General features: G+C 67.9%; 24 protein-coding genes. 11 read left to right on the top strand and 13 right to left on the bottom strand.

The window, feature by feature from the left end:
- Window positions 1-6 precede the first annotated feature (6 nt).
- From DTA22_RS29870 to DTA22_RS29850, 5 genes are read left to right on the top strand one after another with little or no spacing between them, the layout of a single operon-like run.
- The gene (locus tag DTA22_RS29870) at window positions 7-1,335 is read left to right on the top strand and encodes an SWIM zinc finger family protein (RefSeq protein WP_112301830.1); all 1,329 of its coding nucleotides are present in this window, start codon (window positions 7-9) and stop codon (window positions 1,333-1,335) included.
- Window positions 1,332-2,807: a DUF5691 domain-containing protein gene (locus tag DTA22_RS29865; RefSeq protein ID WP_112301829.1), complete on the top strand. Its 1,476-nt coding sequence runs from the start codon at window positions 1,332-1,334 to the stop codon at window positions 2,805-2,807. The genes DTA22_RS29870 and DTA22_RS29865 overlap by 4 nt, the downstream gene beginning before the upstream one ends.
- Window positions 2,804-3,907 carry an ATP-binding protein gene (locus DTA22_RS29860; RefSeq protein ID WP_037238549.1) on the top strand — a complete coding sequence of 368 codons (1,104 nt, stop codon included), beginning with the start codon at window positions 2,804-2,806 and terminating at the stop codon, window positions 3,905-3,907. The genes DTA22_RS29865 and DTA22_RS29860 overlap by 4 nt, the downstream gene beginning before the upstream one ends.
- On the top strand, window positions 3,904-6,072 hold the full coding sequence (locus DTA22_RS29855; RefSeq protein ID WP_174233885.1) for a DUF5682 family protein: 2,169 nt from the start codon (window positions 3,904-3,906) through the stop codon (window positions 6,070-6,072). Before DTA22_RS29860 ends, DTA22_RS29855 begins: the two co-directional genes overlap by 4 nt.
- Window positions 6,069-7,229, top strand: a complete 1,161-nt coding sequence (locus DTA22_RS29850) for a VWA domain-containing protein (RefSeq protein ID WP_112301827.1) — start codon at window positions 6,069-6,071, stop codon at window positions 7,227-7,229. The genes DTA22_RS29855 and DTA22_RS29850 overlap by 4 nt, the downstream gene beginning before the upstream one ends.
- Before the next feature lie 7 nt (window positions 7,230-7,236).
- On the opposite strand, the gene DTA22_RS29845 is transcribed toward DTA22_RS29850, so the two are convergent.
- From DTA22_RS29845 to DTA22_RS29820, 6 genes are all read right to left on the bottom strand, one after another.
- Window positions 7,237-7,440 (bottom strand): hypothetical protein, encoded by a 204-nt coding sequence (locus DTA22_RS29845; RefSeq protein WP_005252231.1) that lies wholly within the window; start codon window positions 7,438-7,440, stop codon window positions 7,237-7,239.
- A 186-nt stretch (window positions 7,441-7,626) separates the two neighbouring features.
- Window positions 7,627-8,754: an acyl-CoA dehydrogenase family protein gene (locus DTA22_RS29840; RefSeq protein WP_112301826.1), complete on the bottom strand. Its 1,128-nt coding sequence runs from the start codon at window positions 8,752-8,754 to the stop codon at window positions 7,627-7,629.
- A gap of 9 nt (window positions 8,755-8,763) precedes the next feature.
- Entirely contained in the window at window positions 8,764-9,939 is a 1,176-nt protein-coding gene (locus DTA22_RS29835; RefSeq protein WP_037233613.1) for an acyl-CoA dehydrogenase family protein, read from the bottom strand.
- Window positions 9,940-10,056: 117 nt separating this feature from the next.
- On the bottom strand, window positions 10,057-10,500 hold the full coding sequence (locus tag DTA22_RS29830) for a hypothetical protein (RefSeq protein WP_005252226.1): 444 nt from the start codon (window positions 10,498-10,500) through the stop codon (window positions 10,057-10,059).
- Between the two features lie 11 nt (window positions 10,501-10,511).
- Window positions 10,512-11,027 (bottom strand): twin-arginine translocation pathway signal, encoded by a 516-nt coding sequence (locus DTA22_RS29825; protein ID WP_112301825.1) that lies wholly within the window; start codon window positions 11,025-11,027, stop codon window positions 10,512-10,514.
- A complete protein-coding gene (locus tag DTA22_RS29820) occupies window positions 11,024-11,551 on the bottom strand; it encodes a hypothetical protein (protein WP_112301824.1) in 528 nt (175 codons plus the stop codon). The genes DTA22_RS29825 and DTA22_RS29820 overlap by 4 nt, the downstream gene beginning before the upstream one ends.
- Before the next feature lie 189 nt (window positions 11,552-11,740).
- Here DTA22_RS29820 and DTA22_RS29815 point away from each other — a divergent pair, with 189 nt between their 5' ends.
- Genes DTA22_RS29815 through DTA22_RS29790 form a run of 6 tightly spaced genes read left to right on the top strand, consistent with a single transcriptional unit; the run spans window position 11,741 to window position 14,542 of the window.
- Entirely contained in the window at window positions 11,741-12,202 is a 462-nt protein-coding gene (locus DTA22_RS29815; protein WP_005252221.1) for an Asp23/Gls24 family envelope stress response protein, read from the top strand.
- On the top strand, window positions 12,199-12,513 hold the full coding sequence (locus DTA22_RS29810) for an Asp23/Gls24 family envelope stress response protein (RefSeq protein WP_005252220.1): 315 nt from the start codon (window positions 12,199-12,201) through the stop codon (window positions 12,511-12,513). The genes DTA22_RS29815 and DTA22_RS29810 overlap by 4 nt, the downstream gene beginning before the upstream one ends.
- Window positions 12,510-12,689: a hypothetical protein gene (locus DTA22_RS29805; RefSeq protein WP_005252219.1), complete on the top strand. Its 180-nt coding sequence runs from the start codon at window positions 12,510-12,512 to the stop codon at window positions 12,687-12,689. The genes DTA22_RS29810 and DTA22_RS29805 overlap by 4 nt, the downstream gene beginning before the upstream one ends.
- Window positions 12,682-13,662: a DUF6286 domain-containing Asp23/Gls24 family envelope stress response protein gene (locus DTA22_RS29800; protein WP_112301823.1), complete on the top strand. Its 981-nt coding sequence runs from the start codon at window positions 12,682-12,684 to the stop codon at window positions 13,660-13,662. The genes DTA22_RS29805 and DTA22_RS29800 overlap by 8 nt, the downstream gene beginning before the upstream one ends.
- Window positions 13,659-14,234: an Asp23/Gls24 family envelope stress response protein gene (locus DTA22_RS29795; protein WP_037233598.1), complete on the top strand. Its 576-nt coding sequence runs from the start codon at window positions 13,659-13,661 to the stop codon at window positions 14,232-14,234. Before DTA22_RS29800 ends, DTA22_RS29795 begins: the two co-directional genes overlap by 4 nt.
- A 35-nt stretch (window positions 14,235-14,269) precedes the next feature.
- Window positions 14,270-14,542: a YciI family protein gene (locus DTA22_RS29790; RefSeq protein ID WP_009474622.1), complete on the top strand. Its 273-nt coding sequence runs from the start codon at window positions 14,270-14,272 to the stop codon at window positions 14,540-14,542.
- A 69-nt stretch (window positions 14,543-14,611) separates the two neighbouring features.
- Here DTA22_RS29790 and tuf read toward each other — a convergent pair whose 3' ends face one another.
- The 7 genes from tuf to DTA22_RS29755 all read right to left on the bottom strand — a co-directional run bounded on the left by tuf (window position 14,612) and on the right by DTA22_RS29755 (window position 21,118).
- Window positions 14,612-15,802, bottom strand: a complete 1,191-nt coding sequence (gene tuf, locus DTA22_RS29785; RefSeq protein WP_005252203.1) for an elongation factor Tu — start codon at window positions 15,800-15,802, stop codon at window positions 14,612-14,614.
- 89 nt (window positions 15,803-15,891) lie between these two features.
- A complete protein-coding gene (gene fusA / locus DTA22_RS29780; RefSeq protein ID WP_005258137.1) occupies window positions 15,892-17,994 on the bottom strand; it encodes an elongation factor G in 2,103 nt (700 codons plus the stop codon).
- A 161-nt stretch (window positions 17,995-18,155) separates the two neighbouring features.
- Window positions 18,156-18,626, bottom strand: a complete 471-nt coding sequence (gene rpsG / locus DTA22_RS29775) for a 30S ribosomal protein S7 (protein WP_005252199.1) — start codon at window positions 18,624-18,626, stop codon at window positions 18,156-18,158.
- Window positions 18,626-19,000: a 30S ribosomal protein S12 gene (gene rpsL / locus DTA22_RS29770; protein WP_005252198.1), complete on the bottom strand. Its 375-nt coding sequence runs from the start codon at window positions 18,998-19,000 to the stop codon at window positions 18,626-18,628. Before rpsL ends, rpsG begins: the two co-directional genes overlap by 1 nt.
- Window positions 19,001-19,362: 362 nt before the next feature.
- The gene (locus DTA22_RS29765; RefSeq protein ID WP_112301822.1) at window positions 19,363-19,902 is read right to left on the bottom strand and encodes a DUF3558 domain-containing protein; all 540 of its coding nucleotides are present in this window, start codon (window positions 19,900-19,902) and stop codon (window positions 19,363-19,365) included.
- Window positions 19,903-19,913: 11 nt separating this feature from the next.
- On the bottom strand, window positions 19,914-20,438 hold the full coding sequence (locus DTA22_RS29760) for a DUF3558 domain-containing protein (RefSeq protein WP_037233592.1): 525 nt from the start codon (window positions 20,436-20,438) through the stop codon (window positions 19,914-19,916).
- Between the two features lie 38 nt (window positions 20,439-20,476).
- A complete protein-coding gene (locus DTA22_RS29755) occupies window positions 20,477-21,118 on the bottom strand; it encodes a TetR/AcrR family transcriptional regulator (protein ID WP_037233590.1) in 642 nt (213 codons plus the stop codon).
- Window positions 21,119-21,145: the final 27 nt, after the last annotated feature.

Genomic DNA, 21,145 nt, shown 5'->3' with positions numbered 1-21,145 from the left:
GGCGGAGTGACGTCGCCTTGGTCGGAGGGACAGGTCGCATCGGTCGCCCCCGATGCCGGCTCGCTCGCTGCCGCCGGAAAGCTGTCGGCCGCGTGGTCGGAGACGGGCAGCAACGGCAACGCACTGTGGGGACTGTGCCAGGGCAGCGGTAAGAGCCCCTATCGATCGGTCGTCGACCTCTCCGGCCCTGCGTACAACTGCTCGTGTCCGAGCCGGAAGTTTCCCTGCAAACACACGCTCGGCCTGCTGCTGATCTGGTCGCAGGGCCGGGTCCCGGAGCCGTCCGAACCGCCCCCGTTCGCGGCGGACTGGCTGAGCCGCAGGGCCGGGCGGGCAGCCGTGCCTGCGGCTGCGGCCACCAAAACGGCCGGTGTGAAGGCCACCGAACGCCGGGCCGAGCGGGTGACGGCGGGCCTCGACGAACTCGACCTGTGGCTCACCGACCAGATCCGCGGCGGGCTCGGCGCAGCCGACATCTCGGCAGCCGCGTTCGACGCCATCGCGGCCCGCATGGTCGACGCGCAGGCGCCCGGCGTCGCGTCCGCCCTGCGTCGCCTGCCGATCGTCGTGGCCACCCGGGCCGACTGGCCGGACCGGCTACTCCGCGAGTACGCCAGACTGCACCTTCTCGTCGTCGCCCACCGCCGTCTGAGCGAACTACCGGAACCCCTGCAGGCGTCGGTGCGCTCGCACGTGGGATACCCGGTGGCCACCGACAGCGTGCGCAGCGAGCCGGGAGTCCGCGACCGGTGGATGGTCCTGGGGATGCAGACCACCGAAGAGAAACGCCTCTTCACCCGCAAGGTGTGGCTGATCGGCCGCGACCACGGTCGCCGCGCGATCCTCCTGGACTTCGCGCACGGCTCCGCGAACTTCTCGACAGAGGTCCCGCCGCTCGGATCGCTCGTCGACGCCACCCTGCACTTCTACCCCGGCGCCGCGCCGCTGCGCGCCCGGTTCGGCGACGCCCACGACACCGCCGAACCGTTCACCACCGTCGCTCCGAGCGACATCGACACCGCTCTCGACCACTTCGCCGCCGCGGTCGGAGCGGACCCGTGGGTCCGGTCGTGGCCGGCGCTGCTCACCGGCGTCACCCCGGCAATCGACGACGGGCACTGGTTTCTCGTCGACGCGCAGGGGCGCGCATTGCCGCTGTCCGGCGACGACCCGGTCCTGTGGCGGCTCCTCGGAATGTCCGGCGGCCGTCCCGTCACCGTGTTCGGGGAGTGGACCAGCGAGTCACTTGTTCCCGTGTCGGTGTTCGATCGCGGCGACGTGTACCCGCTCGGGGCAGGCACGCCCTCGGCCGTGGCGGCGGGGAGCCGGCGATGAGCGAACTCCTCTCCGCCGCCCTTCTCGGCACGGCACGGTCCGCCCCGACGTTCCAGGATCTGGCCACCGGCGAACTGGCACAGTCGGTCATCGGTGATCCGGCCGAGACTCTGCTGGGCGCCGCCGCGCTCGAGAACGCGTACCGCGACGGCGGAGTCGCCGCCTCCGCGCACGTGCTGCCCGCACCCGCCGAGGACGATCCGAGGCTGCAGTTGCCGCCCGCGTCCGCGTCGCATCTGATGAAATTGCTCGCCGCGAAGTCGTGGACGCTCACCGAGTGGTTCGCGGTCGTGGCCGAGCGGAACTACCGCGCACCGGATCATCTCGTCGCCGACCTGATGGCCGTGGCCCGCAGCAACGACACCCACCGCGAAAGCATCCTCCGGCTGGTGGGCCCCCGCGGCCAGTGGCTCGCCGCAAAGAACCCGGACTGGTCGACGCTGGTCCGCCGGCCCGACCGCACCGACGTGTGGACGCACGGCGCACACCAGGAACGACTGCAATGGCTCACGACGATGCGGGCAGTGGACCCGGCGATCGCGATGGCCGAACTGAGCCGCACCTGGGATTCCGAACGGGGCGAGCACCGGGCGGCGTTCATCGCCGTCCTCGGCACGGGGCTCGGCGACGCCGACTCCGCATTGCTCGAGCACGCGCTCGACGACCGGCGGAAAGAGGTGCGCCAGCAAGCGGTCCAGTTGCTGCGGCAGCTGCCGAACTCCGCATACGCCGAGCGGATGGCCGCTCGCGCCCGGGCATGGGTGCGGGTGGAGAAGAAGCCGCTGCGCACCCGTCTCGTGGTGAACATGCCCGGTTCCCTGGACGATTCGGCCCGGCGCGACGGCATCGAGGACGTCCACTTCAAGAACAAGGGAATCCGCAGCTGGTGGTTGCGGATGGTGGTGACCGCCGCCCCCTTGTCGGTGTGGGAAGGCATGATCGGCTCCGCCTCCACCGCGTTGGAGATCCGGATCGAAGACCAGTGGCGGGAGGTGATGATGGAGGCGTGGACCACGGCCACCGTGCTGCAGCGCAATCCGCGCTGGGCGTCGGCTCTGCTACACCGCGAAGGTCGGAAAACCGAACGTCGCGTCGTACCGATCGTTCCCGCCCGCGAACGCCTCGCATACATCCTGTCGGGTCGCGCCGACTCCTACCTGCTGGGCGTCGACGGCGCCGCCCTGTTCGACGGTCTGCCCCACCCCTGGCCGCTCGACCTGGCCGAGCGGGTGATCGCTCGCCTCGAGGACGTCGCCGGGCGGCACGCCGAGACCGGCAAGGACCTCGGGCAGTTCTCCCGGCACAGCCACTACTCGACCCTCCGCAGCGCCGAGACGCACTTCCCGTTCGCGGCGGCGCCGCTGCTCCGAGCGGCCGCCGAACGCACCCGTGACCCCGGCTGGCACCAGGCGTTCGCCGCTGTCGCCACCAACATCGACCATCGCAGAACAGTCCTGAAGGAGCTCGAGTGACCGAGATCGCGGCCGCCCAGGCCCACCTGCTACGACCCCACGCCGAGCAGGCCTACGCCGACGAACTCGCCGCCCTCGCCGCGCACGACACCCGGCCCCGGCCACCGTCGTGGAAATTGTCTCCGTGGGCGGTCGTCACGTACCTGCTCGGCGGCGAACTCGACGACGGCACCGTCATCTCCCCCAAGTACGTCGGTCCGCGCCGGCTCATCGAAGTGGCAGTCGCGACGCTCGCGACCGATCGCGCGTTGCTTCTGCTCGGCGTCCCCGGGACCGCCAAGACGTGGGTGTCCGAACACCTGTCGGCGGCGGTCTCCGGCGAGTCGACCCTGCTCGTCCAGGGAACGTCGGGGACACCGGAGGAGGCCATCCGGTACGGCTGGAACTATGCGAGGCTTCTCGCCGAAGGCCCGACAGCGGGCGCACTCGTTCCGTCCCCCGTCATGACGGCAATGCAGGGCGGGCGGATCGCACGGGTCGAGGAACTCACCCGCATTCCCGCCGATGTGCAGGACGCACTCATCACCGTGCTGTCGGAGAAGACGCTCCCCATCCCCGAACTGGGCACCGAGGTGCAGGCCGCCAAGGGTTTCAACCTGATCGCCACCGCGAACGACCGCGACCGCGGCGTCAACGAACTGTCCTCCGCGCTGCGCAGGCGCTTCAACACGGTGGTCCTGCCCCTGCCCGCCAACGAGGAGGACGAAGTCGCCATCGTCGCGCGGCGCGTCGAGCAACTGGGGTCCTCGCTGGAACTGCCGGAGGTCCCGGCGACCGTCGACGAGATCCGGCGCGTGGTCACCGTCTTCCGCGAACTCCGATCGGGCGTCACCAGCGACGGTCGCACCACACTGAAGTCGCCGTCCGGAACGCTGTCGACGGCGGAGGCGATCTCCGTCGTCACCAACGGACTCGCCCTCGCCGCGCACTTCGGTGACGGGGTGCTCCGTCCGTCCGACGTCGCCGCCGGCATCCTCGGGTCCGTGCTGAAGGACCCGGTGGCCGACAAAGTGGTGTGGACGGAATACCTCGAGGCCGTGGTCCGCGAACGGGAGGACTGGGCCGACTTCTACCGGGCGTGCCGCGAGGTCACGGGGTGAACTCCGACGTCCGTGTCTTCGGCATCCGCCACCACGGGCCCGGTTCGGCACGATCGGTGCGTCGCGCGCTCGACGAGTTCGTCCCCGACGCCGTCCTGATCGAAGGGCCCGCGGACGCCGATCCGCTGGTCGCGCTGACCGCCTCCGACACGATGGAGCCTCCGGTGGCCCTGCTCGCGTATGCCACCGGCGAACCCAGGACCGCGGCGTTCTGGCCGTTCGCCGTGTTCTCCCCGGAGTGGCAGGCGCTGTCGTGGGCGGCTGGGCGCGGTGTCGACGTCCGCTTCTGCGACCTTCCTGCCGCCAACACCCTCGCCGCCGACGACTCCGAGCCCCGTTCCGGGGATCCGCTGACCCAGTTGGCCGCCGCGGCGGGCTACGACGACACCGAACGCTGGTGGGACGCCGTCGTCGAATCGGGTTCGGGGCCCGACTCGTTCGACGCGATCACCGACGCCATGACCGCGCTGCGGGACACCGTCGAACTCGACGAACCCACCAGCAGGCGCGAGGCGTACATGCGCCAGACGCTGCGGAAGGTGATCAAGGGCGGCGCGCAGCGGATCGCGGTGGTGTGCGGCGCGTGGCACGCCCCGGCACTCACCGGACCTCTCGGACCGGCCACCGCCGACGCGCGAATCCTCAAGGGAATCCCCAAGATCAAGACCTCGCTCACGTGGGTGCCGTGGACCCACTCGCGGCTGTCCGCGGCATCGGGATACGGCGCCGGGATCACCTCTCCCGGCTGGTATCACCACCTGTTCACCGCCCCGGACCGGACGATCACCCGATGGCTCACGAAGGTCGCGCGCGTGCTGCGGGACGAGGACCTTCCGGTGTCGAGTGCACACGTCATCGAATCCGTCCGTCTCGCAGAGACGTTGGCTGCGATGCGCGCGCGGCCGCTGGCCGGTCTCTCCGAGGTCACCGAGGCCACCCGCGCCGTGATGTGCGACGGCGACGACGTCCTGCTCGACCTGATCACGCGGCGACTCGTCGTCGGTGAGGCACTCGGCGCCGTCCCGGCCGACACCCCGACGGTCCCCCTCGACGCCGACCTGCGGGCGCGGGCGAAGACTCTGCGGCTCAAGCAGCAGGCCACCGAGAAGACCATCGACCTCGACCTGCGCAGAGACAACGACGTCGCACGATCCCGGCTCCTGCACCGGTTGCAGATCCTCGGTGTCGGCTGGGGCACGCCTGCCGACAGCGACGTCCGTGGCACCGGCACGTTCCGTGAGACGTGGTCCCTCACCTGGAAACCCGAACTGGCGGTGTCGATCATCGAGGCGTCGCTGTGGGGCACCACCGTCGAGGCCGCGGCGACAGCGAAGGTGCGCGAGGAGGCGTCGTCCCGTGACGTCTCCCTCGCCCGGCTCACCGGGCTGCTCGAGCAGGCACTGCTGTCGGATCTCGGGGATGCGCTGGCCGAGTTGTTGCGTGCGCTGGAGACGGCGGCCACGCTCGACCACGATGTGATGCACCTGATGGAGGCCCTGCCCGCGCTCACCCGCACACTGCGTTACGGCGACGTCCGCGGCACCGACGTCACGTCCCTCACCCGCGTCACCGACAGCCTGCTCGTCCGCGTCTGCGCGGGACTGCCCTCGGCGCTGTCGGGTCTGGACGACGACAGCGCACTCGACCTGCGCCGCGCCGTCGACGACGTCCACGCGGCGGTGATGCTGCGCGACGACGATCGCGCGTCGGCGCGGTGGCTCGGCACACTCGCCGGCCTCGTCGACCGCAGCGACGTGAACGGCCTCGTGATCGGACGCATGGTCCGATTGCTCCGCGACGCAGGTGCCGTCAGCGAAACCGAGTCCACCACCCGACTGTCGCGGGCGCTGTCCGTCGGCGCCGATCCGTCCGCCAAGGCGGGGTGGGTCGACGGCTTCCTCGGCGGCGGGGGGCTGCTGCTGGTCCACGACCGGCAACTGCTGCGACTCCTCGACGGATGGGTGTCGGGACTGCGCGAGCAGGACTTCGTCGACGTGCTGCCACTGCTGCGGCGCACGTTCGGCGGGTTCGAAACCGGGGAACGCCGGGCGATCGGGCAGTCCGTGGAGGGCGGGTCCACGGCAGATGCCCGCGCCGAGGTCGACGCTCGGCGGGGCACGATCGCGATCCGGACCGTCGCGGACATTCTGGGGGTGACGTCGTGACCGACGACGCGGAGAGGCTACGGCGGTGGCGACTGCTGCTCGGCAACGCCGCCGAGGAATCCACCGGCGGTCTCGCGTCCAAGACGGACGCGGCGATGGACGGCGCTCTGGCAGCCCTGTACGACACCAGCAGCGAAGGGTCGAAGAGCCGCCGTCGCGGCGCGGGTCTCGGCGGATCGGCGCCGAAGGTCGCGCGCTGGCTCGGCGACATCCGCACCTATTTCCCGAGCAGCGTCGTGCAGGTGATGCAGAAGGACGCCATCGACCGGCTCGGCCTCACCCAGCTGCTCCTCGAACCCGAGCTGCTCGACGCCGTCGAACCGGACGTCCACCTCGTCGGCACGCTGCTGAGCCTGAACCGGGTGATGCCCGAGACCAGCAAGGCCACCGCCCGGATGGTCGTCGAGAAAGTCGTCCGGGAGGTGGAGGAACGGATCGCGCAGAAGACCAGGACCGCCGTCACCGGTGCCCTGAACCGGTCGGCCCGCATCACCAACCCCAAGTACCGCGACATCGACTGGAATCGCACCATCCGCGCCAACCTCGCGCACTACCTCCCCGAGTACAAGACGGTGGTACCGCAGCGACTGCTCGGGTACGGCCGCCGATCGCAGGCCGTGCACCGCGACGTCGTCCTCGCCATCGACCAGTCCGGGTCGATGGCGTCGAGCGTCGTGTATGCGTCCGTGTTCGGCGCGGTGCTCGCCTCGATGCGCGCACTGAAGACGTCGCTGGTCGTGTTCGACACGGCAGTCGTCGACCTCACCGACAAGCTGTCCGATCCCGTCGACGTGCTGTTCGGCACGCAACTCGGAGGCGGCACCGACATCAACCGGGCCATCGCCTACAGCCAGTCACTGATCGACAGGCCGACCGAATCGCTGTTCGTGCTGATCTCGGACCTGTACGAGGGCGGGATCCGCGCGGAGATGCTGCGGCGGATGGCGGCGATGAAGAACGCGGGCGTCCAGGTGGTGGTTCTGCTGGCGCTGTCCGACGACGGCGCCCCGTCGTTCGACCACGACAACGCGGCTGCCCTGGGTGGGCTCGGCATTCCGGCGTTCGCCTGCACCCCGGACAGGTTCCCGGAACTGCTGGCGCTCGCACTGGAACGCGGCGACATCGGCAGGTGGGCGGACAGTCTCCAGACGGAGTGACCGGTGGTCAGCCGGCAGCCATCCGGCGGTCGCTGTGCAGTTCGGGGTGCGCGTCGGCGCGGATCCTGAGCAGGACCAGGCCGGAGACCGACGCGACGATCAGCGATGCGACCGTCCACGGGACGTGCAGTTCGGAGATCCCGACTCCCGCACCGACGAGTCCCACGAAAAGCAGGCTCCACATGATCGCTTTGACTGGACCGGACCCCATGGCAATGCTCCTTCACCGAGATTACGTACATCCCCCGTGAGTTCTGGTGTGCGCGCAGAACGTTAGCCGCGTCACACTGGGGTCCCTGTGCGACACGTCGAAAACGCGCGTTCCGATACCAATCCGAGACCTGGACCCGTGAGTACTTCTCAACCGCGGGCGGTTGAGAAGTACTCACGGGCGCGGCTAGATGATGCTGATGGTGCCCTGGGTTGTCGCCGACGCGAGCACCCGCAGGTGGTCGTCGGACCCGCCGAGGGTGTGCTCGATGGCGGTCAGCCGGCTCAAATTGTGCCCGACCGGATACTCGGCCGTCATGCCGATGCCGCCGTGCATCTGGATCGCTTCCTGCCCGATCGTGCGGGCGGAGCGGCCGATCTGCAGCTTGGCACGGGACGCGACCACCGGATCGACGGTTCCGTCGGCCAGCGACATCGTCGCGTAGAGACTCATGCTGCGAGCCAGTTCCAGCAGCACATACATGTCGGCCGCACGGTGCGTGAGCGTCTGGAACTTCGCGATCGGAACACCGAACTGCTTGCGGGTCTTCAGGTACTCGGTGGTCAGTCGCAGAGCTTCCTCCATCGCGCCGACGGCCTCCGCACACAGTGCCGCCTGCGCCCGGATCTGCGCGCCCTCGATCGCCGACGACGCGTCACCGCCCTCACCGAGAGGCTCAGCCGGGGTGTCCGACAATTCGACCTGCGCGGCCCGCAGACCGTCGTGGGTCGCGTAGGCGGTGCGGGTCAGGCCGCTGGCGTCGGCGTCGACGAGGAACAGTCCGACCCCACCGTCCGGGAGTGCCGCCGTCACGACCAGGGCGTTCGCGCTGCCGCCGTGCGGAACGGGGTTCTTGGTACCGGTGAGGGTCCACGCGTCGCCGTCCTTCTTCGCGGTCGTCGACACCTGGGTGGACGGCCAGCGCACACCCGGTTCCCGATCGGCGAAGGCCAGCAGGACGTTGCCCCCCGACACGTCCGGCAGAATCCGGCGCCGCTGCTCCGCACTGCCGGCCGCGGCGATCAGGCCGCCGGGAACGAGCACGGCGTCGAGGACGGGTTCGGGCGCGAGGCGGCGGCCGATCTCCGTCATCACCGACGCGACCTCGACAGGTCCGGCGCCCATTCCGCCGTCTTCCTCGTCGAAGCTCAGACCCAGCAGTCCGACCTCGGCGAGTTGCTTCCACACCTGCGGGCTCCACCCCTGCTCGGTGTCGGTGACGGCGTTGCGTTTCTCCGCGTCGTAGCTGCGGCCGAGCAGTTCGCGGGTGGTGTCGCGCAGCAGTTTCTGTTCGTCGGTCAGTTCGAAGTCCATGTCACGCCCTCACAATCCGAGGATCGAGGAGGCGATGATGCTGCGCTGCACTTCGCTCGATCCGCTGTAGATGGAAACCTTGCGGTAGTTCAGGTAGGTCGGAGCCGTCCGCTGCGCCCAGAGCGGCGAGGAGATGCCGTCACCGGCGGCGAAGGGCAGGGAGTCGGGTCCCGCGACGTCGGTCAGCAGTTCGAGTGTGGCCTGCTGCAGTTCGGACCCGCGGAGCTTCAGCAGCGACGACGCCGGGTTGGGCTTGCCGTCTGCCGAGCTCGCGACCACCCGCAATTGGGTGAGTTCGAGCGCGATGATCTCGTTCTCCAGTTCCGCGATCCGGGCGGCGAACAGCGGGTCGTCGAGCAGCGTCCCCTCGCCGACCGAGATGTCGGCGGCGCGTTCCTTCGCCTGCGCGAGGCGGACTTTGGAGAATCCCAGCCGGGTCACGCCGGTGCGCTCGTTGCCGAGCAGGAACTTGGCGTAGCTCCAGCCCTGGTTCTCCTCGCCCACGAGGTTCTCGGCCGGCACGCGCACGTCCTCGAAGAAGATCTCGTTGACCTCGTAGCCTCCGTCGATCAGCTTGATCGGACGCACCGTGACGCCCGGCGTCTTCATGTCGACGAGGATGAACGAGATGCCGGCCTGCTTCTTGGGGGCGTCCGGGTTGGTGCGGGCGAGGACGAAGATCCAGTCGGCGTGCTGCGCGAGGGTGGTCCACGTCTTCTGGCCGTTGATCACGTAGTCGTCGCCGTCACGGACGGCGCGGGTCTTCAGCGACGCGAGGTCGGAGCCGGCCTCGGGTTCGGAGAATCCCTGGCACCACCAGATGTCGAGGTTGGCGGTCGCGGGAAGGAACTTCTCCTTCTGCTCCTGCGAACCGAATGCCGCGATGACGGGGCCGACCATGCTGGTGTTGAACGCGAGCGGCTCGGGCACGGACGCGAGCTGCAACTCGTCGAGCCAGATGTGCTTCTGCACCGGCGTCCAGTCTCGGCCGCCCCACTCGACCGGCCAGTGCGGCGTCGCGAGCCCGTTGGCGTTCAGAATCCGCTGGGACTCGATGAACCCTTCCTTCCCCACTTCTTCACCACGCGCATACCGCTCGCGGATCTCCGCCGGAATCTGCGTGGTGAAGAACGTTCGCATCTCGTCGCGGAACGCCAGCTCCTCGTCGGTCAAGGCCAGATTCATCGGAATTCCTTCGCACTCGAGGTCGGATTCATGTTCTGGTCCCGACGGTACTCCACAGTGCGGCTCCGCCGCCCGTGAGTACTTGTTAACCGCCCGCGGTTAACAAGTACTCACGGGTCAGGCGGTGCGAAGGACGAGCAGATAGGCACCACCGGCGGCGTCGATCTGCGTCTCGACGTTCAGTTCCGGTGCGAGGCGGGACAACCTGTCGAGCAACCACTCCGCCGCGTCCTCGGCGTCCGATTTGCCCGGGCACCGTGCCACCGCCACCCGTCCGCCCTTGCGGCCGAGTTGTTCGACCACACCGATGATCGGGGCGGGGTCGACGACGAACAATCGGTCGGGCCACGGCACGACCGGCTTGACGGCACCCTTCTTGGTGTTGCACGCGCGGTGAGCGAGGCGTTCGACGCCGCCCTTCGCCTTGGCCTTCTTCGCGGTGACGACGCTGTCGATACTGGGGCCGCGCGGATCGTTGACCGACATGTCGGGGTCCACCGGTTCGTCACACAGCCAGCAACGCCACGACTCGCGGTCGCCGACCTCTCGAAGAGTACTCATGGGCGACAACGCTACCCGCGCGCCTGCACCGGATCGAAGCCGGAAATCAGCCAGTTGTCGCCGGACTTGGTGAGCTCGACGGTGATGCTCGTCGCCGTCACCGCCGGTTCCGGTTTCGCGGCGCTGGTGGTGGTCTGGTTGACGAACAGCAGCACCGTCGCCGTGTCGGCCGCGACCTCGACCGGACCGGACGCGGCCACCGTCGCCTGGGTGGCCACCTGGCTCTCCTTGGCCGCCGGGACGACGACGTCCGTCGTGAACTGTGTGTAGTAGTCGAGGAACTCACCCGTCAGGCGTTCCTTCGCGGCGCCGACGTCGCTCTCGACCGTGTCCGGCGTGTACGACAGCAGGGCGATCGCGCCCTGCGAGGCGGTGTCGGTCACGGTGGCGCGGACGGTGTCGTCGACGCGCTGGTCGGGCCGGTAGAGCGTGACGTACAGAACCCCCGCCAGCACGGCCGCGACCACGGTGAGCGCGCCCAGGATGAGGAGGAGTCTGCGCGATTTCGGCGATGCGTCGGTACTCACTGCACGAACCCTGCCTTCACGATCTTGTACGTGCCGTCCTCGAGTTGCATCGTCACCCGCATCCGCTGCCCGCGCGGTTCCTCGGCGGCGCCGCCCGCGTTGGACACCTTCTGCGCGACCGCGACGAGCACGTCCGCGGAATCGCCGTTCTGCGCCTCGATCGCGGCCTGGCGCACCTCCCCCTGGGACTTGACCTTGGCCTCCTGCATGACCGCGATGAGGTCGTGGGACCGGGCTTCGAATTCGTCGCGGAAGTCTCCGGCCGAGCCGTCGAGCACCTTCTGCACGTCTTCGTCGGCCCGCTCGAAGTCCATCGTCGTCAGATTCACGACGCCCTGGCGCGCCGCATCGAGGATCTCGGATCTTTCCTGCGCCTCCTGCTCCGCCTGCCGGTGCGTGTAGCCGAAATAGCCGGCGACCGCGAGGAACGCGAGCGCGAGGACGGCGAGAACCACCACACCCGCGGTGACGGCCGGCGTCCGGGCCTGGGGAACGGCATCCTCACCGGTGGGCTCTTCCGCCATGGGGTTCCTTCCGTCGTGCCGTACCTGTGTTACCTGCATCACGTCAGATGCTACCGGGCAGTCATATCAAATATTTTTCGGTGCCTCCCGTCGCCAGATCCGCGGGCGGAAAGGCGCGTGGGAGACCCCGCGTACGGTCGGTGATCATTACTGTTGGAGAGAAGGCAGGCGACTCGAAGGGGATCCACGATGACCAGCGATTCAGGCGCACGCAGCCGCGTGCAGTTCGGTGCCGGGGCGACGCCCGAACTCGTCAGTTCCGAGGGACGGACCATCATCGCGGACGCCGTGGTCGCCAAGATCGCCGGTATCGCCACCCGTGAGATCAACGGCGTCTACGACGTGGGCGGCGGCACCGCACGCGCTGTCGGCGCTCTCCGCGATCGCATCCCCGGCGCCCGCGTCAACCACGCCCAGGGCGTCGCCGTCGAAGTCGGCGAGAAGCAGGCCGCCATCGACATCGGCATCGTCGCGGAATACGGCGTCGCACTGCACGAACTCGCGGTCGGTATCCGGCGCAACGTCATCGCGGCCGTCGAGCGCATGACCGGGCTCGAAGTGACCGAAGTGAACATCACGGTCTTCGACGTCATGTTGTTCGACGAATCCGAGGCAGCGTCCGAGCTCGACGGCAAACCGAGGGTGCAGTGACCGGACCACTTCCACCGGACACCCACGCCGAGGACATCTCCGAACGCATCGTCGCCGCCGTCCTCGCGACCCCCGGAGTGGCAGCGATGCACGGCGGCGCGTTCGGTGAAGTCGCGACCTACCTGCCCGGACGCCGGGTGACCGGGGTGACCGTCGGCCCCACGTCCTGTGCCGTCCACCTCGCGGCTCGCTACCCCGCCAATGTCGTCGACACCGCCGAAAGAGTGCGGGCCGCAGTGGAATCGCTGGTGGACGTCCCCGTCGACGTGACCATCGAAGATCTCCTGACAGAGACAGGACAAGCTCAATGAACAGCACAATCACAGGCCTGATCGTCGGGTTACTTCTCGCCATCGCCGGCATCCTCGGTGGTTTCAGCGGGTTCGTCTTCGCCGTCCTCCTCGGAGCGCTGGGCATGGCCGTCGGCGCGCACCGCGACGGCCACCTCGATCTCGGCGCCATCCTCCGAAGCCGCGGCCGTGGCTGAACCCTTCACCGCACCCCCCGCCGGTCCTCACGACGACGCGGCGCTCGACGACACCGCCCTGCGCGGCGAGCTGGTCATCAAGGAGCGCGCTGTCGTCAAGATCGCCGTCGCCGCAGCGCTCCAGGTACCCGGCGTCGTCAAGCAGTCCGGCGGGCTGTCCCGCCTGACGGGCCGGGAACTCCCCCGCGCCGACGTCTCCACGGGAGCGGGCGCCGTCGCGATCAACCTGTACATCGCGGTGCAGTGGCCGTGCCACCTCGACCTCGTCAACCGCCGGCTCCGCGCGCAGGTGCACCGTCAGGTCGAGCAGATGACGGGCATGCCCGTCATCGAACTCAACATCGTGGTCGTCGGAACGGAATCGGCAGCACCCGAAGACAGTTCGACCGAGAGCCGCTATTCCGAACAAGGCGACCCGGCCGCACCGCCCGCCCCGGTGGCGCCCATCCGGCCACGCACGCCGCGCGCGACCCCGGCCGCTGTGCCCGCCGCAATCATCGTCGCAGTCGGAGCCCTCGGTCTCGCGGTCGTCGCGGCGCGTGAGCTGCTCATCATGCGCGGCACCTTCGCAAACGCACCCTGGATCCGCAACACCGTGCAATGGCTGGGCCGGCTGCACTGGTCCGAGTGGATCGTCCCCGTCGCGGCAGGCGCGATCGTCCTGGGGGTCGTGTTCATCGTCGCGGCTCTCAAACCGCGGCCGCGCACCCACCTGCCGCTCGCGGTGGGTGACACGCCGATCGTCTGGTTACGCCCCACCGACCTCGCCCGCAACTCCAGCAGCCACGCCAAGACCGTCCCCGGGGTGCTGTCGGCGCACACGACGGTCGACCGCAAACACGTCACCGTCCGCGTGGTGCGCACCGAGTCGACACCCGCCGGGGACGTGGCCATCTCCGTCCGCGAGGCAGTGGAACCGACGCTGTCGCTGCTCGGCACGTCACCCGAACTCCGAGTACAGGTGAAGCCGTGAGACATCGGACCGCCGCCGTCAACCGGGTGATCGTCCTGCTCGTCGGGCTCGCGCTTCTCGGATTCGGCGCCTATGCCATGGCCTGGGACCTGCAGGTCCCGATCGTCCGCGAATGGGTGTCGCGGTACGACCGCGCGCGCGTCACCGCACTCCCCGACCAAGACTGGTGGGGCTGGGCACTCGCCGCGACGGTCGTCGTCGGTCTGGTCTTCGGGATCGTGCTCCTCGCGCTGGACCTCACCCGGCGCCGGACGTCCCCCGTCGCCGTACCGGATCGTGAATCGGGCACCTACGTCACCGTCGACCTCGGCTCCCTCGCCAACGGGGTCGCCAGCGAACTCGCCCAGTACCCCGGGGTCCGGCAGACACGCGCTCGCGCCGTCATCGAACGTGGGCTCCCCACCCTGTCGATCGTCGTGACCGCCGACCCCACCCTCGACATCTACGACTTCACCCGCAAATCCGAGGACGTCGCATCCTGGGTCGCATCGACCCTCGGCGGTGAAGAGGTCGCCACCCAGGTCCTGCTCCACCTCGACCGCGCCGACCACCCGGTGCACGTCGAAAACTGACACGGGGCGCTCCGGGTCTCGGTAGGTTCGTGGCCATGGAGTACGTGGTGTTCTACGCGACCGACCCGACCACCGCCGCCCGGATTCCGGAGATCTATCCACGGCATCGGGAGTACCTGGACGCGTTCGCCGCGGAAGGTGGGCTCCTCGGTATCGGACCGTTCGACGACCCGGCGAGCAACGGTTCCATGGCGGTCTTCAGCAGCCGCGAGCGGGCGGAGCAATTCATCGCCCGCGACCCGTTCGTCCTCGAAGGCATCGCGCATCCCAGCGACATCCGAGAATGGGATGCGTTGAACTACCGCTGAGTTACACCCCGAAAACGCCAATGGCGCCCACCCCGGAGGGTGAGCGCCATTGACGTTGGTGGAGCTAGATCACTTGTTGATCTTCGTGACCTTGCCGGCGCCGACGGTACGGCCGCCTTCGCGGATCGCGAAGCGCAGGCCCTCGTCCATGGCGACGGGCTGGATCAGCTTGACGGACATCTCGGTGTTGTCACCGGGCATGACCATCTCGGTGCCCTCGGGCAGCGTCACAACGCCCGTCACGTCCGTGGTACGGAAGTAGAACTGCGGACGGTAGTTGTTGAAGAACGGCGTGTGGCGGCCGCCCTCGTCCTTGGACAGGATGTACGCCTGGCCCTCGAACTCGGTGTGCGGGGTGGTGGTGCCGGGCTTGACGACAACCTGTCCACGCTCGACATCTTCGCGCTTGATACCACGAACCAGCAGACCGACGTTGTCACCGGCCTGGCCCGAGTCGAGGAGCTTGCGGAACATCTCGATACCCGTGACCGTGGTCTTGGTCTTGGTTTCCTTGATGCCGACGATCTCGACGTCCTCGTTGACGTTGATCACGCCACGCTCGATACGACCGGTGACGACGGTGCCACGACCGGTGATCGTGAAGACGTCCTCGACGGGCATGAGGAAGGGCTTCTCGGTCTCGCGGACCGGGTCCGGGATGGACTCGTCGACCGCAGCCATGAGCTCGAGGATGTTCTTGGTCCACTCCGGGTCGCCCTCGAGCGCCTTGAGTGCGGAGACCTTGACAACCGGAGCGTCCTCGTCGAACTCCTGCGCAGCGAGGAGCTCACGGACCTCCATCTCGACGAGCTCGATGATCTCGTCGTCGTCCACCATGTCGGCCTTGTTCAGGGCGACGAGGATGTACGGCACGCCGACCTGGCGGGCGAGCAGCACGTGCTCACGCGTCTGGGGCATCGGGCCGTCGGTGGCCGCGACCACGAGGATGGCGCCGTCCATCTGCGCCGCACCGGTGATCATGTTCTTGATGTAGTCGGCGTGACCGGGAGCATCGACGTGCGCGTAGTGGCGCTTCTCGGTCTGGTACTCAACATGCGAGATGTTGATCGTGATACCGCGAGCCTTCTCCTCAGGAGCCTTGTCGATCTCGTCGAAGGCCGAGGCCTCGTTGAGATCCGGGTACGCGTCGTGCAGAACCTTGGTGATGGCCGCGGTCAGCGTGGTCTTGCCGTGGTCGACGTGACCGATGGTGCCGATGTTCACGTGCGGCTTCGTCCGCTCGAACTTCGCCTTCGCCACTGTGTGTCCTCCTGGACTGATTGATGCTTGCGGTATGCAGCAGTGCGGTTGTTATTACTGGGTCGTGCTTCGGCCGGCTGGAACCGAGGTTACTCGCCGGTCGCCTTGGCGATGATTTCCTTCGAGACGTTCGCGGGAACCTCTGCGTAGGAATCGAACACCATGGAGAAGTTCGCCCGGCCCTGGGTCTTCGACCGCAGATCACCGATGTAACCAAACATCTCCGAGAGCGGAACCAGCGCCTTCACGACACGGGCACCACTGCGTTCCTCCATGGCCTGGATCTGGCCACGGCGGGAGTTCAGGTCGCCGATCACATCACCCATGTACTCCTCGGGTGTGGTGACCTCGACAGCCATGAGCGGCTCGAGAATGACCGGGCCGGCCTTGCGGGCGGCTTCCTTCAGCGCCTGCGAACCGGCAACCTTGAAGGCCATTTCCGACGAGTCGACGTCGTGGTATGCACCGTCGAGCAGCGACAGCTTCAGGTTCACCAGCGGGTAGCCGGCGAGAACGCCGTACTGCATCGCGTCCTGCGCGCCTGCATCCACGGACGGGATGTACTCGCGCGGGATGCGACCGCCGGAGACCTTGTTCTCGAACTCGTAGGTGGCACCGTCTTCGCCGACGAACGGCTCCAGCGCGATGATCACCTTGGCGAACTGGCCCGATCCACCCGTCTGCTTCTTGTGGGTGTAGTCGTGCTTCTCGACCTTCTTGGTGATGGTCTCGCGGTAGGCAACCTGCGGCTTGCCGACGTTGGCCTCGACCTTGAACTCGCGACGCATACGGTCGACGAGGATGTCGAGGTGGAGCTCGCCCATGCCGCCGATGACGGTCTGGCCGGTCTCCTCGTCGAGCTCGACGGAGAACGTCGGGTCCTCTTCGGCGAGCTTCTGGATCGCGGTGCCCAGCTTCTCCTGGTCGGACTTGGTCTTGGGCTCGATCGAGACCTGGATGACCGGGTCCGGGAAGCTCATGGACTCGAGCACGATCGGCGCGTCCTGTGCACACAGGGTGTCACCGGTCGTGGTGTCCTTCAGACCGATCATCGCGTAGATGTGGCCGGCCACGGCCTCGTCGACCGGGTTCTCCTTGTTGGCGTGCATCTGGAAGAGCTTTCCGATGCGCTCCTTCTTGCCCTTGGTCGCGTTCATGACCTGGGCGCCCGGATCGATCCGGCCGGAGTACACGCGGACGAACGTCAGCTTGCCGAAGAACGGGTGCGAAGCGATCTTGAAGGCCAGAGCCGAGAACGGCTCTTCCTTGCTCGGCTTACGCGTGAGGATCTCTTCTTCGTTGCCCAGGGCGTGACCCTGGACCTCGCCGATGTCCAGCGGGTTCGGCAGGTAGTCGATGACCGCGTCGAGCATGGGCTGAACGCCCTTGTTCTTGAACGCGGAACCACACAGCACCGGGTACAGCTCGGAGTTGACCGTCATCTTGCGGATGGCGCCCTTGATCTCCTCGACGGAGAGCTCCTCGCCGGCGAAGTACTTCTCCATGAGCTTCTCGTCGGACTCGGCGACCGTCTCGAGCAGCTTCTCGCGGTACTCGGCAGCCTTGTCGGCGAGGTCGGCCGGGATCTCCTCGATGGTGGGCTCGGCGCCGATGGCGACCGTGCCACGCCAGGTGACAGCCTTCATCTCGACCAGGTCGACGACGCCGTCGAAGTCGTCCTCGGCGCCGATCGGCAGCTGGAGAACGAGCGGCTTCGCGCCGAGGCGGTCGATGATGGTCTGGACCGTGAAGTAGAAGTCCGCGCCCATCTTGTCCATCTTGTTGACGAAACAGATGCGCGGAACGTCGTACTTGGCGGCCTGACGCCACACCTGCTCCGACTGGGGCTCGACGCCCTCTTTGCCGTCGAACACTGCGACGGCGCCGTCGAGCACGCGGAGCGAACGCTCCACCTCGACGGTGAAGTCGACGTGGCCCGGCGTGTCGATGATGTTGATCTGGTTGTTGTTCCAGAAGCAGGTCACCGCGGCAGAGGTGATCGTGATGCCGCGTTCCTTCTCCTGTTCCATCCAGTCCGTGGTCGAGGCACCGTCGTGCGTCTCACCGATCTTGTAGTTGACACCGGTGTAGAACAGGATGCGCTCGGTGGTCGTGGTCTTGCCGGCATCGATGTGCGCCATGATGCCGATGTTGCGGACCTTGTTCAGGTCGGTCAGCACTTCCTGTGCCACAGGATTCTTCCCCGCTCGTAGCTCGTGTATCGGGTGTCGGCCTCCCCGGTGTTCCACCAGCGGGGCCATTGTCTCGAGTTGTAGATCAGCCGGTCCCCGGTAGGGGCCCGACGTGCGACGACGCCGGAGCAGTCACGGTGGGTGACTGCTCCGACGTGACGTCACCAGCGGTAGTGGGCGAATGCCTTGTTGGCTTCGGCCATCTTGTGAGTGTCCTCACGGCGCTTCACAGCGGCACCCAAGCCGTTGCTGGCATCGAGGAGCTCGTTGGCGAGACGCTCGACCATGGTCTTCTCGCGGCGCTGCCGGGAGAAGGTCACGAGCCAGCGGAGCGCGAGGGTGGTGGAGCGGCCCGGACGGACCTCGACCGGCACCTGGTAGGTGGCGCCACCGACACGGCGGCTGCGGACCTCGAGGGCAGGCTTGACGTTGTCCAGTGCGCGCTTGAGGGTGACGACCGGATCGGTGCCGGTCTTCTCGCGCGCCTGCTCGAGTGCTTCGTAGACGATGCGCTCGGCGGTGGACTTCTTGCCGTCCAGGAGAATCTTGTTGACGAGCTGCGTCACCAGGGGCGAACCGTAGACCGGGTCGTTGATGAGCGGACGCTTCGGAGCGGGGCCCTTACGTGGCATTAGCTCTTCTCCTTCTTGGCGCCGTAGCGGCTGCGGGCCTGCTTGCGGCCCTTGACACCCTGGGTGTCGAGCGAGCCGCGGATGATCTTGTAGCGCACACCGGGGAGGTCCTTCACACGACCACCGCGGACGAGCACCATCGAGTGCTCCTGCAGGTTGTGACCCTCGCCCGGGATGTAAGCGGTGACCTCGACGGAGCTGGTCAAGCGCACACGCGCGACCTTACGGAGCGCCGAGTTCGGCTTCTTCGGGGTGGTGGTGTACACGCGGGTGCACACGCCACGACGCTGCGGGCTGCCCTTGAGGGCTGCCGTCTTGACCTTCGCGGTCTTGTCGCGGCGGCCCTTGCGGACCAGCTGGTTGATGGTTGGCATTTACCGGCTTTCTTCGTGTTGAACAGACTGCTCTGGACAAGCAACCTTGGCTGTTCTGAAATTAGGGATCTAGCAGTTGGGGCAAGAGAGCTGCTGCCCCTCACCCGCACCTCGAGCTGCACCCGAGGTCGGGTGTGTCGCATACCCCCACACAGGCAGCCGGATGCTCGTTCCATGCAGAAATCTGCACGAACGCGCGCACGGCAATACCTCGCTAGGCACACAGATCGGCCCGGGCATGCCGGACACGACCCACAACGATACCCGGCGGCGCGCCGGAAGGTCAAAGTGGGCTGGCAATGGTAAGGGCTGACCTGCGATGTGGGGTACTGCTCGGACCTGTCGGTACGGGCACGGGCACATCAACTACTCAGATTGAGCGTCAGATCCGCAAGCGTCGATGCCGCCTCGCACGGGTCTGCCGCCCCCGTCTGGAACTGTACCCACCAGCCGACGACGCCCGCCGAGGGCGATCCGACCGTCACTCCGCACGCCCCCGGATCACCGGGGGGACGCATCACGACGGCCTTGCGACCCTGGATCGTGGAGGACTCCACGGTGTAGCCGAGTTTCTCGCCGGTCGACCTCTCCGTGTCGAGCGAACCCGTCTCGAACCAGTTGAACGTCACCTTCACGGGACCGTTGGCGCCGACCGCGTCCCAGCGGCAGATCGCGCCGAAGAAGCCCCGTTCGATGGCGTCGGCGCCGACGGTCTGGGCGATCTGTTCGTCGGCGACGGCGTTGCACTCCTCGAGCAGGGCCGTGAACTGTTCGGTGTCACCGGACGAGGACGCCCCTTCGGCCCTGGGCGAGCCCTCGATCGTCGACCCGCACCCCGCGATCAGGCCGACCGCGGTGGCCGCGGCCAGCACCCGCACTGCACGCCACGTCCCGCCGCTCATCACTCCCCCGCTCACTTGGCCCTCGACACGCTGAGTTCGGCGAGATCACGCGCCACCTTGCACGGGTCCGCCGCGGGTTGCGCGTCCGCGTACATCACCGACCAGTGGACGAAGTCGCCGCCGAACTCCACACCGAGTTCGCACAGAATTCCTTCGGACGATGCAATGAATCCGGGATGCCCCTGGATGTCGATGTCGGTGGCCGGCCTGCCGATCAGCTCGGAACCCGCCCGCTCGCGGCCGATGGGACTGCCGCGGTACCAGGAGAACGTCACGCTGGGACCGCCTATTCCCGCGGTTTCCCATTCGCAGCCGACGGAATTACGCGTCACCCCGGTGAAGGGTGGCATCCCGAACGCCTTCGCCACCTCGTCGTCGGTGACCGAACCGCACTGACCGAAGAACGGGCCCGGATCCGTCACCTGCGGGAGTTGCTGCGCGGCGGGTTCGGTACCGGAATCGTCTCCGTCTCCCCCACAGCCGGCCAGACCGGCCGCGACGGTGATCAGGACGAGCGCTCCCCATTTCCGGCCCATGGTCGGTGACTCTACCGATCCCTGCGCTCTTTGCCCGGTCAGTCGAGAACGGCCACGTCGAGGCTCCGCGGCTCCGCCGACTCACCGTTCCGCGGTAGTGCCGCATCCAGCTGCGCCGCCCACTGCCGCACGATCTCCGCCCGTCGTTTGGAGTCGTCCGTGAGCACGTCGGCCAGGCCTAGTCCGCGGGCGAGATCGAGGGTGGCCTGGACGAGCCGGTGCGCCACCGGATCGGCGTCGTCGAACCCGAAGTGTTCGACGGCGGTGCGATGCGCGATCCGCCCGAACCGTTCCTCGAGCGGCACGATCCGGGCCCGGAGTTCGGGGTCGGCGGCGGCGGCCGTCCACACCTGCAGCGCCGCCTTGAACAGGGTGCCCGTGTAGTAGTCGACGAGCCGCGACACCACGGCCTCGGTGCGTCCCTCCCCGGTCGGCAGGTCGGTGGCCTCGCGGCGGGCCTGCTCCATCCGGGCGTCGAACATGACCTCGAGCGCCGCGGTGATGAGGTCCTCGCGGGTGGGGAAATGGTGCTGGGTCGCGCCGCGGGACACGCCGGCGCGCTGGGCGACGAGGCTCACCGTGGTGGCACCCCAGCCCAGCTCGGCGAGGCAGTCGATGGTGACCTCGAGGAGGTGCCCGCGCGTGACCCGGCTACGGTCCTGCTTCGGTTCGCGGGTCATGTGTCACTTCCTCTCGTCGCGCTGCGC

The organism is Rhodococcus wratislaviensis, assembly GCF_900455735.1.
GTDB lineage: Bacteria > Actinomycetota > Actinomycetes > Mycobacteriales > Mycobacteriaceae > Rhodococcus_F > Rhodococcus_F wratislaviensis.
Note: the sequence above shows the minus strand (reverse complement) of the source record. Positions and strands in the feature narration are given on the sequence as shown.

What these genes read in the sequence shown, in the direction of transcription:
- DTA22_RS29760 (WP_037233592.1), bottom strand. Translation starts at nt 20,438, where the DNA reads ATGGGCCGGAAATGGGGAGCGCTCGTCCTGATCACCGTCGCGGCCGGT.
- rpsL (WP_005252198.1), bottom strand. Translation starts at nt 19,000, where the DNA reads ATGCCAACCATCAACCAGCTGGTCCGCAAGGGCCGCCGCGACAAGACC.
- DTA22_RS29805 (WP_005252219.1), top strand. Translation starts at nt 12,510, where the DNA reads ATGAACAGCACAATCACAGGCCTGATCGTCGGGTTACTTCTCGCCATC.
- DTA22_RS29865 (WP_112301829.1), top strand. Translation starts at nt 1,332, where the DNA reads ATGAGCGAACTCCTCTCCGCCGCCCTTCTCGGCACGGCACGGTCCGCC.
- DTA22_RS29845 (WP_005252231.1), bottom strand. Translation starts at nt 7,440, where the DNA reads ATGGGGTCCGGTCCAGTCAAAGCGATCATGTGGAGCCTGCTTTTCGTG.
- DTA22_RS29765 (WP_112301822.1), bottom strand. Translation starts at nt 19,902, where the DNA reads ATGAGCGGCGGGACGTGGCGTGCAGTGCGGGTGCTGGCCGCGGCCACC.
- DTA22_RS29840 (WP_112301826.1), bottom strand. Translation starts at nt 8,754, where the DNA reads ATGGACTTCGAACTGACCGACGAACAGAAACTGCTGCGCGACACCACC.
- rpsG (WP_005252199.1), bottom strand. Translation starts at nt 18,626, where the DNA reads ATGCCACGTAAGGGCCCCGCTCCGAAGCGTCCGCTCATCAACGACCCG.
- DTA22_RS29830 (WP_005252226.1), bottom strand. Translation starts at nt 10,500, where the DNA reads ATGAGTACTCTTCGAGAGGTCGGCGACCGCGAGTCGTGGCGTTGCTGG.
- DTA22_RS29835 (WP_037233613.1), bottom strand. Translation starts at nt 9,939, where the DNA reads ATGAATCTGGCCTTGACCGACGAGGAGCTGGCGTTCCGCGACGAGATG.
- DTA22_RS29820 (WP_112301824.1), bottom strand. Translation starts at nt 11,551, where the DNA reads ATGGCGGAAGAGCCCACCGGTGAGGATGCCGTTCCCCAGGCCCGGACG.
- DTA22_RS29755 (WP_037233590.1), bottom strand. Translation starts at nt 21,118, where the DNA reads ATGACCCGCGAACCGAAGCAGGACCGTAGCCGGGTCACGCGCGGGCAC.
- DTA22_RS29790 (WP_009474622.1), top strand. Translation starts at nt 14,270, where the DNA reads ATGGAGTACGTGGTGTTCTACGCGACCGACCCGACCACCGCCGCCCGG.
- DTA22_RS29815 (WP_005252221.1), top strand. Translation starts at nt 11,741, where the DNA reads ATGACCAGCGATTCAGGCGCACGCAGCCGCGTGCAGTTCGGTGCCGGG.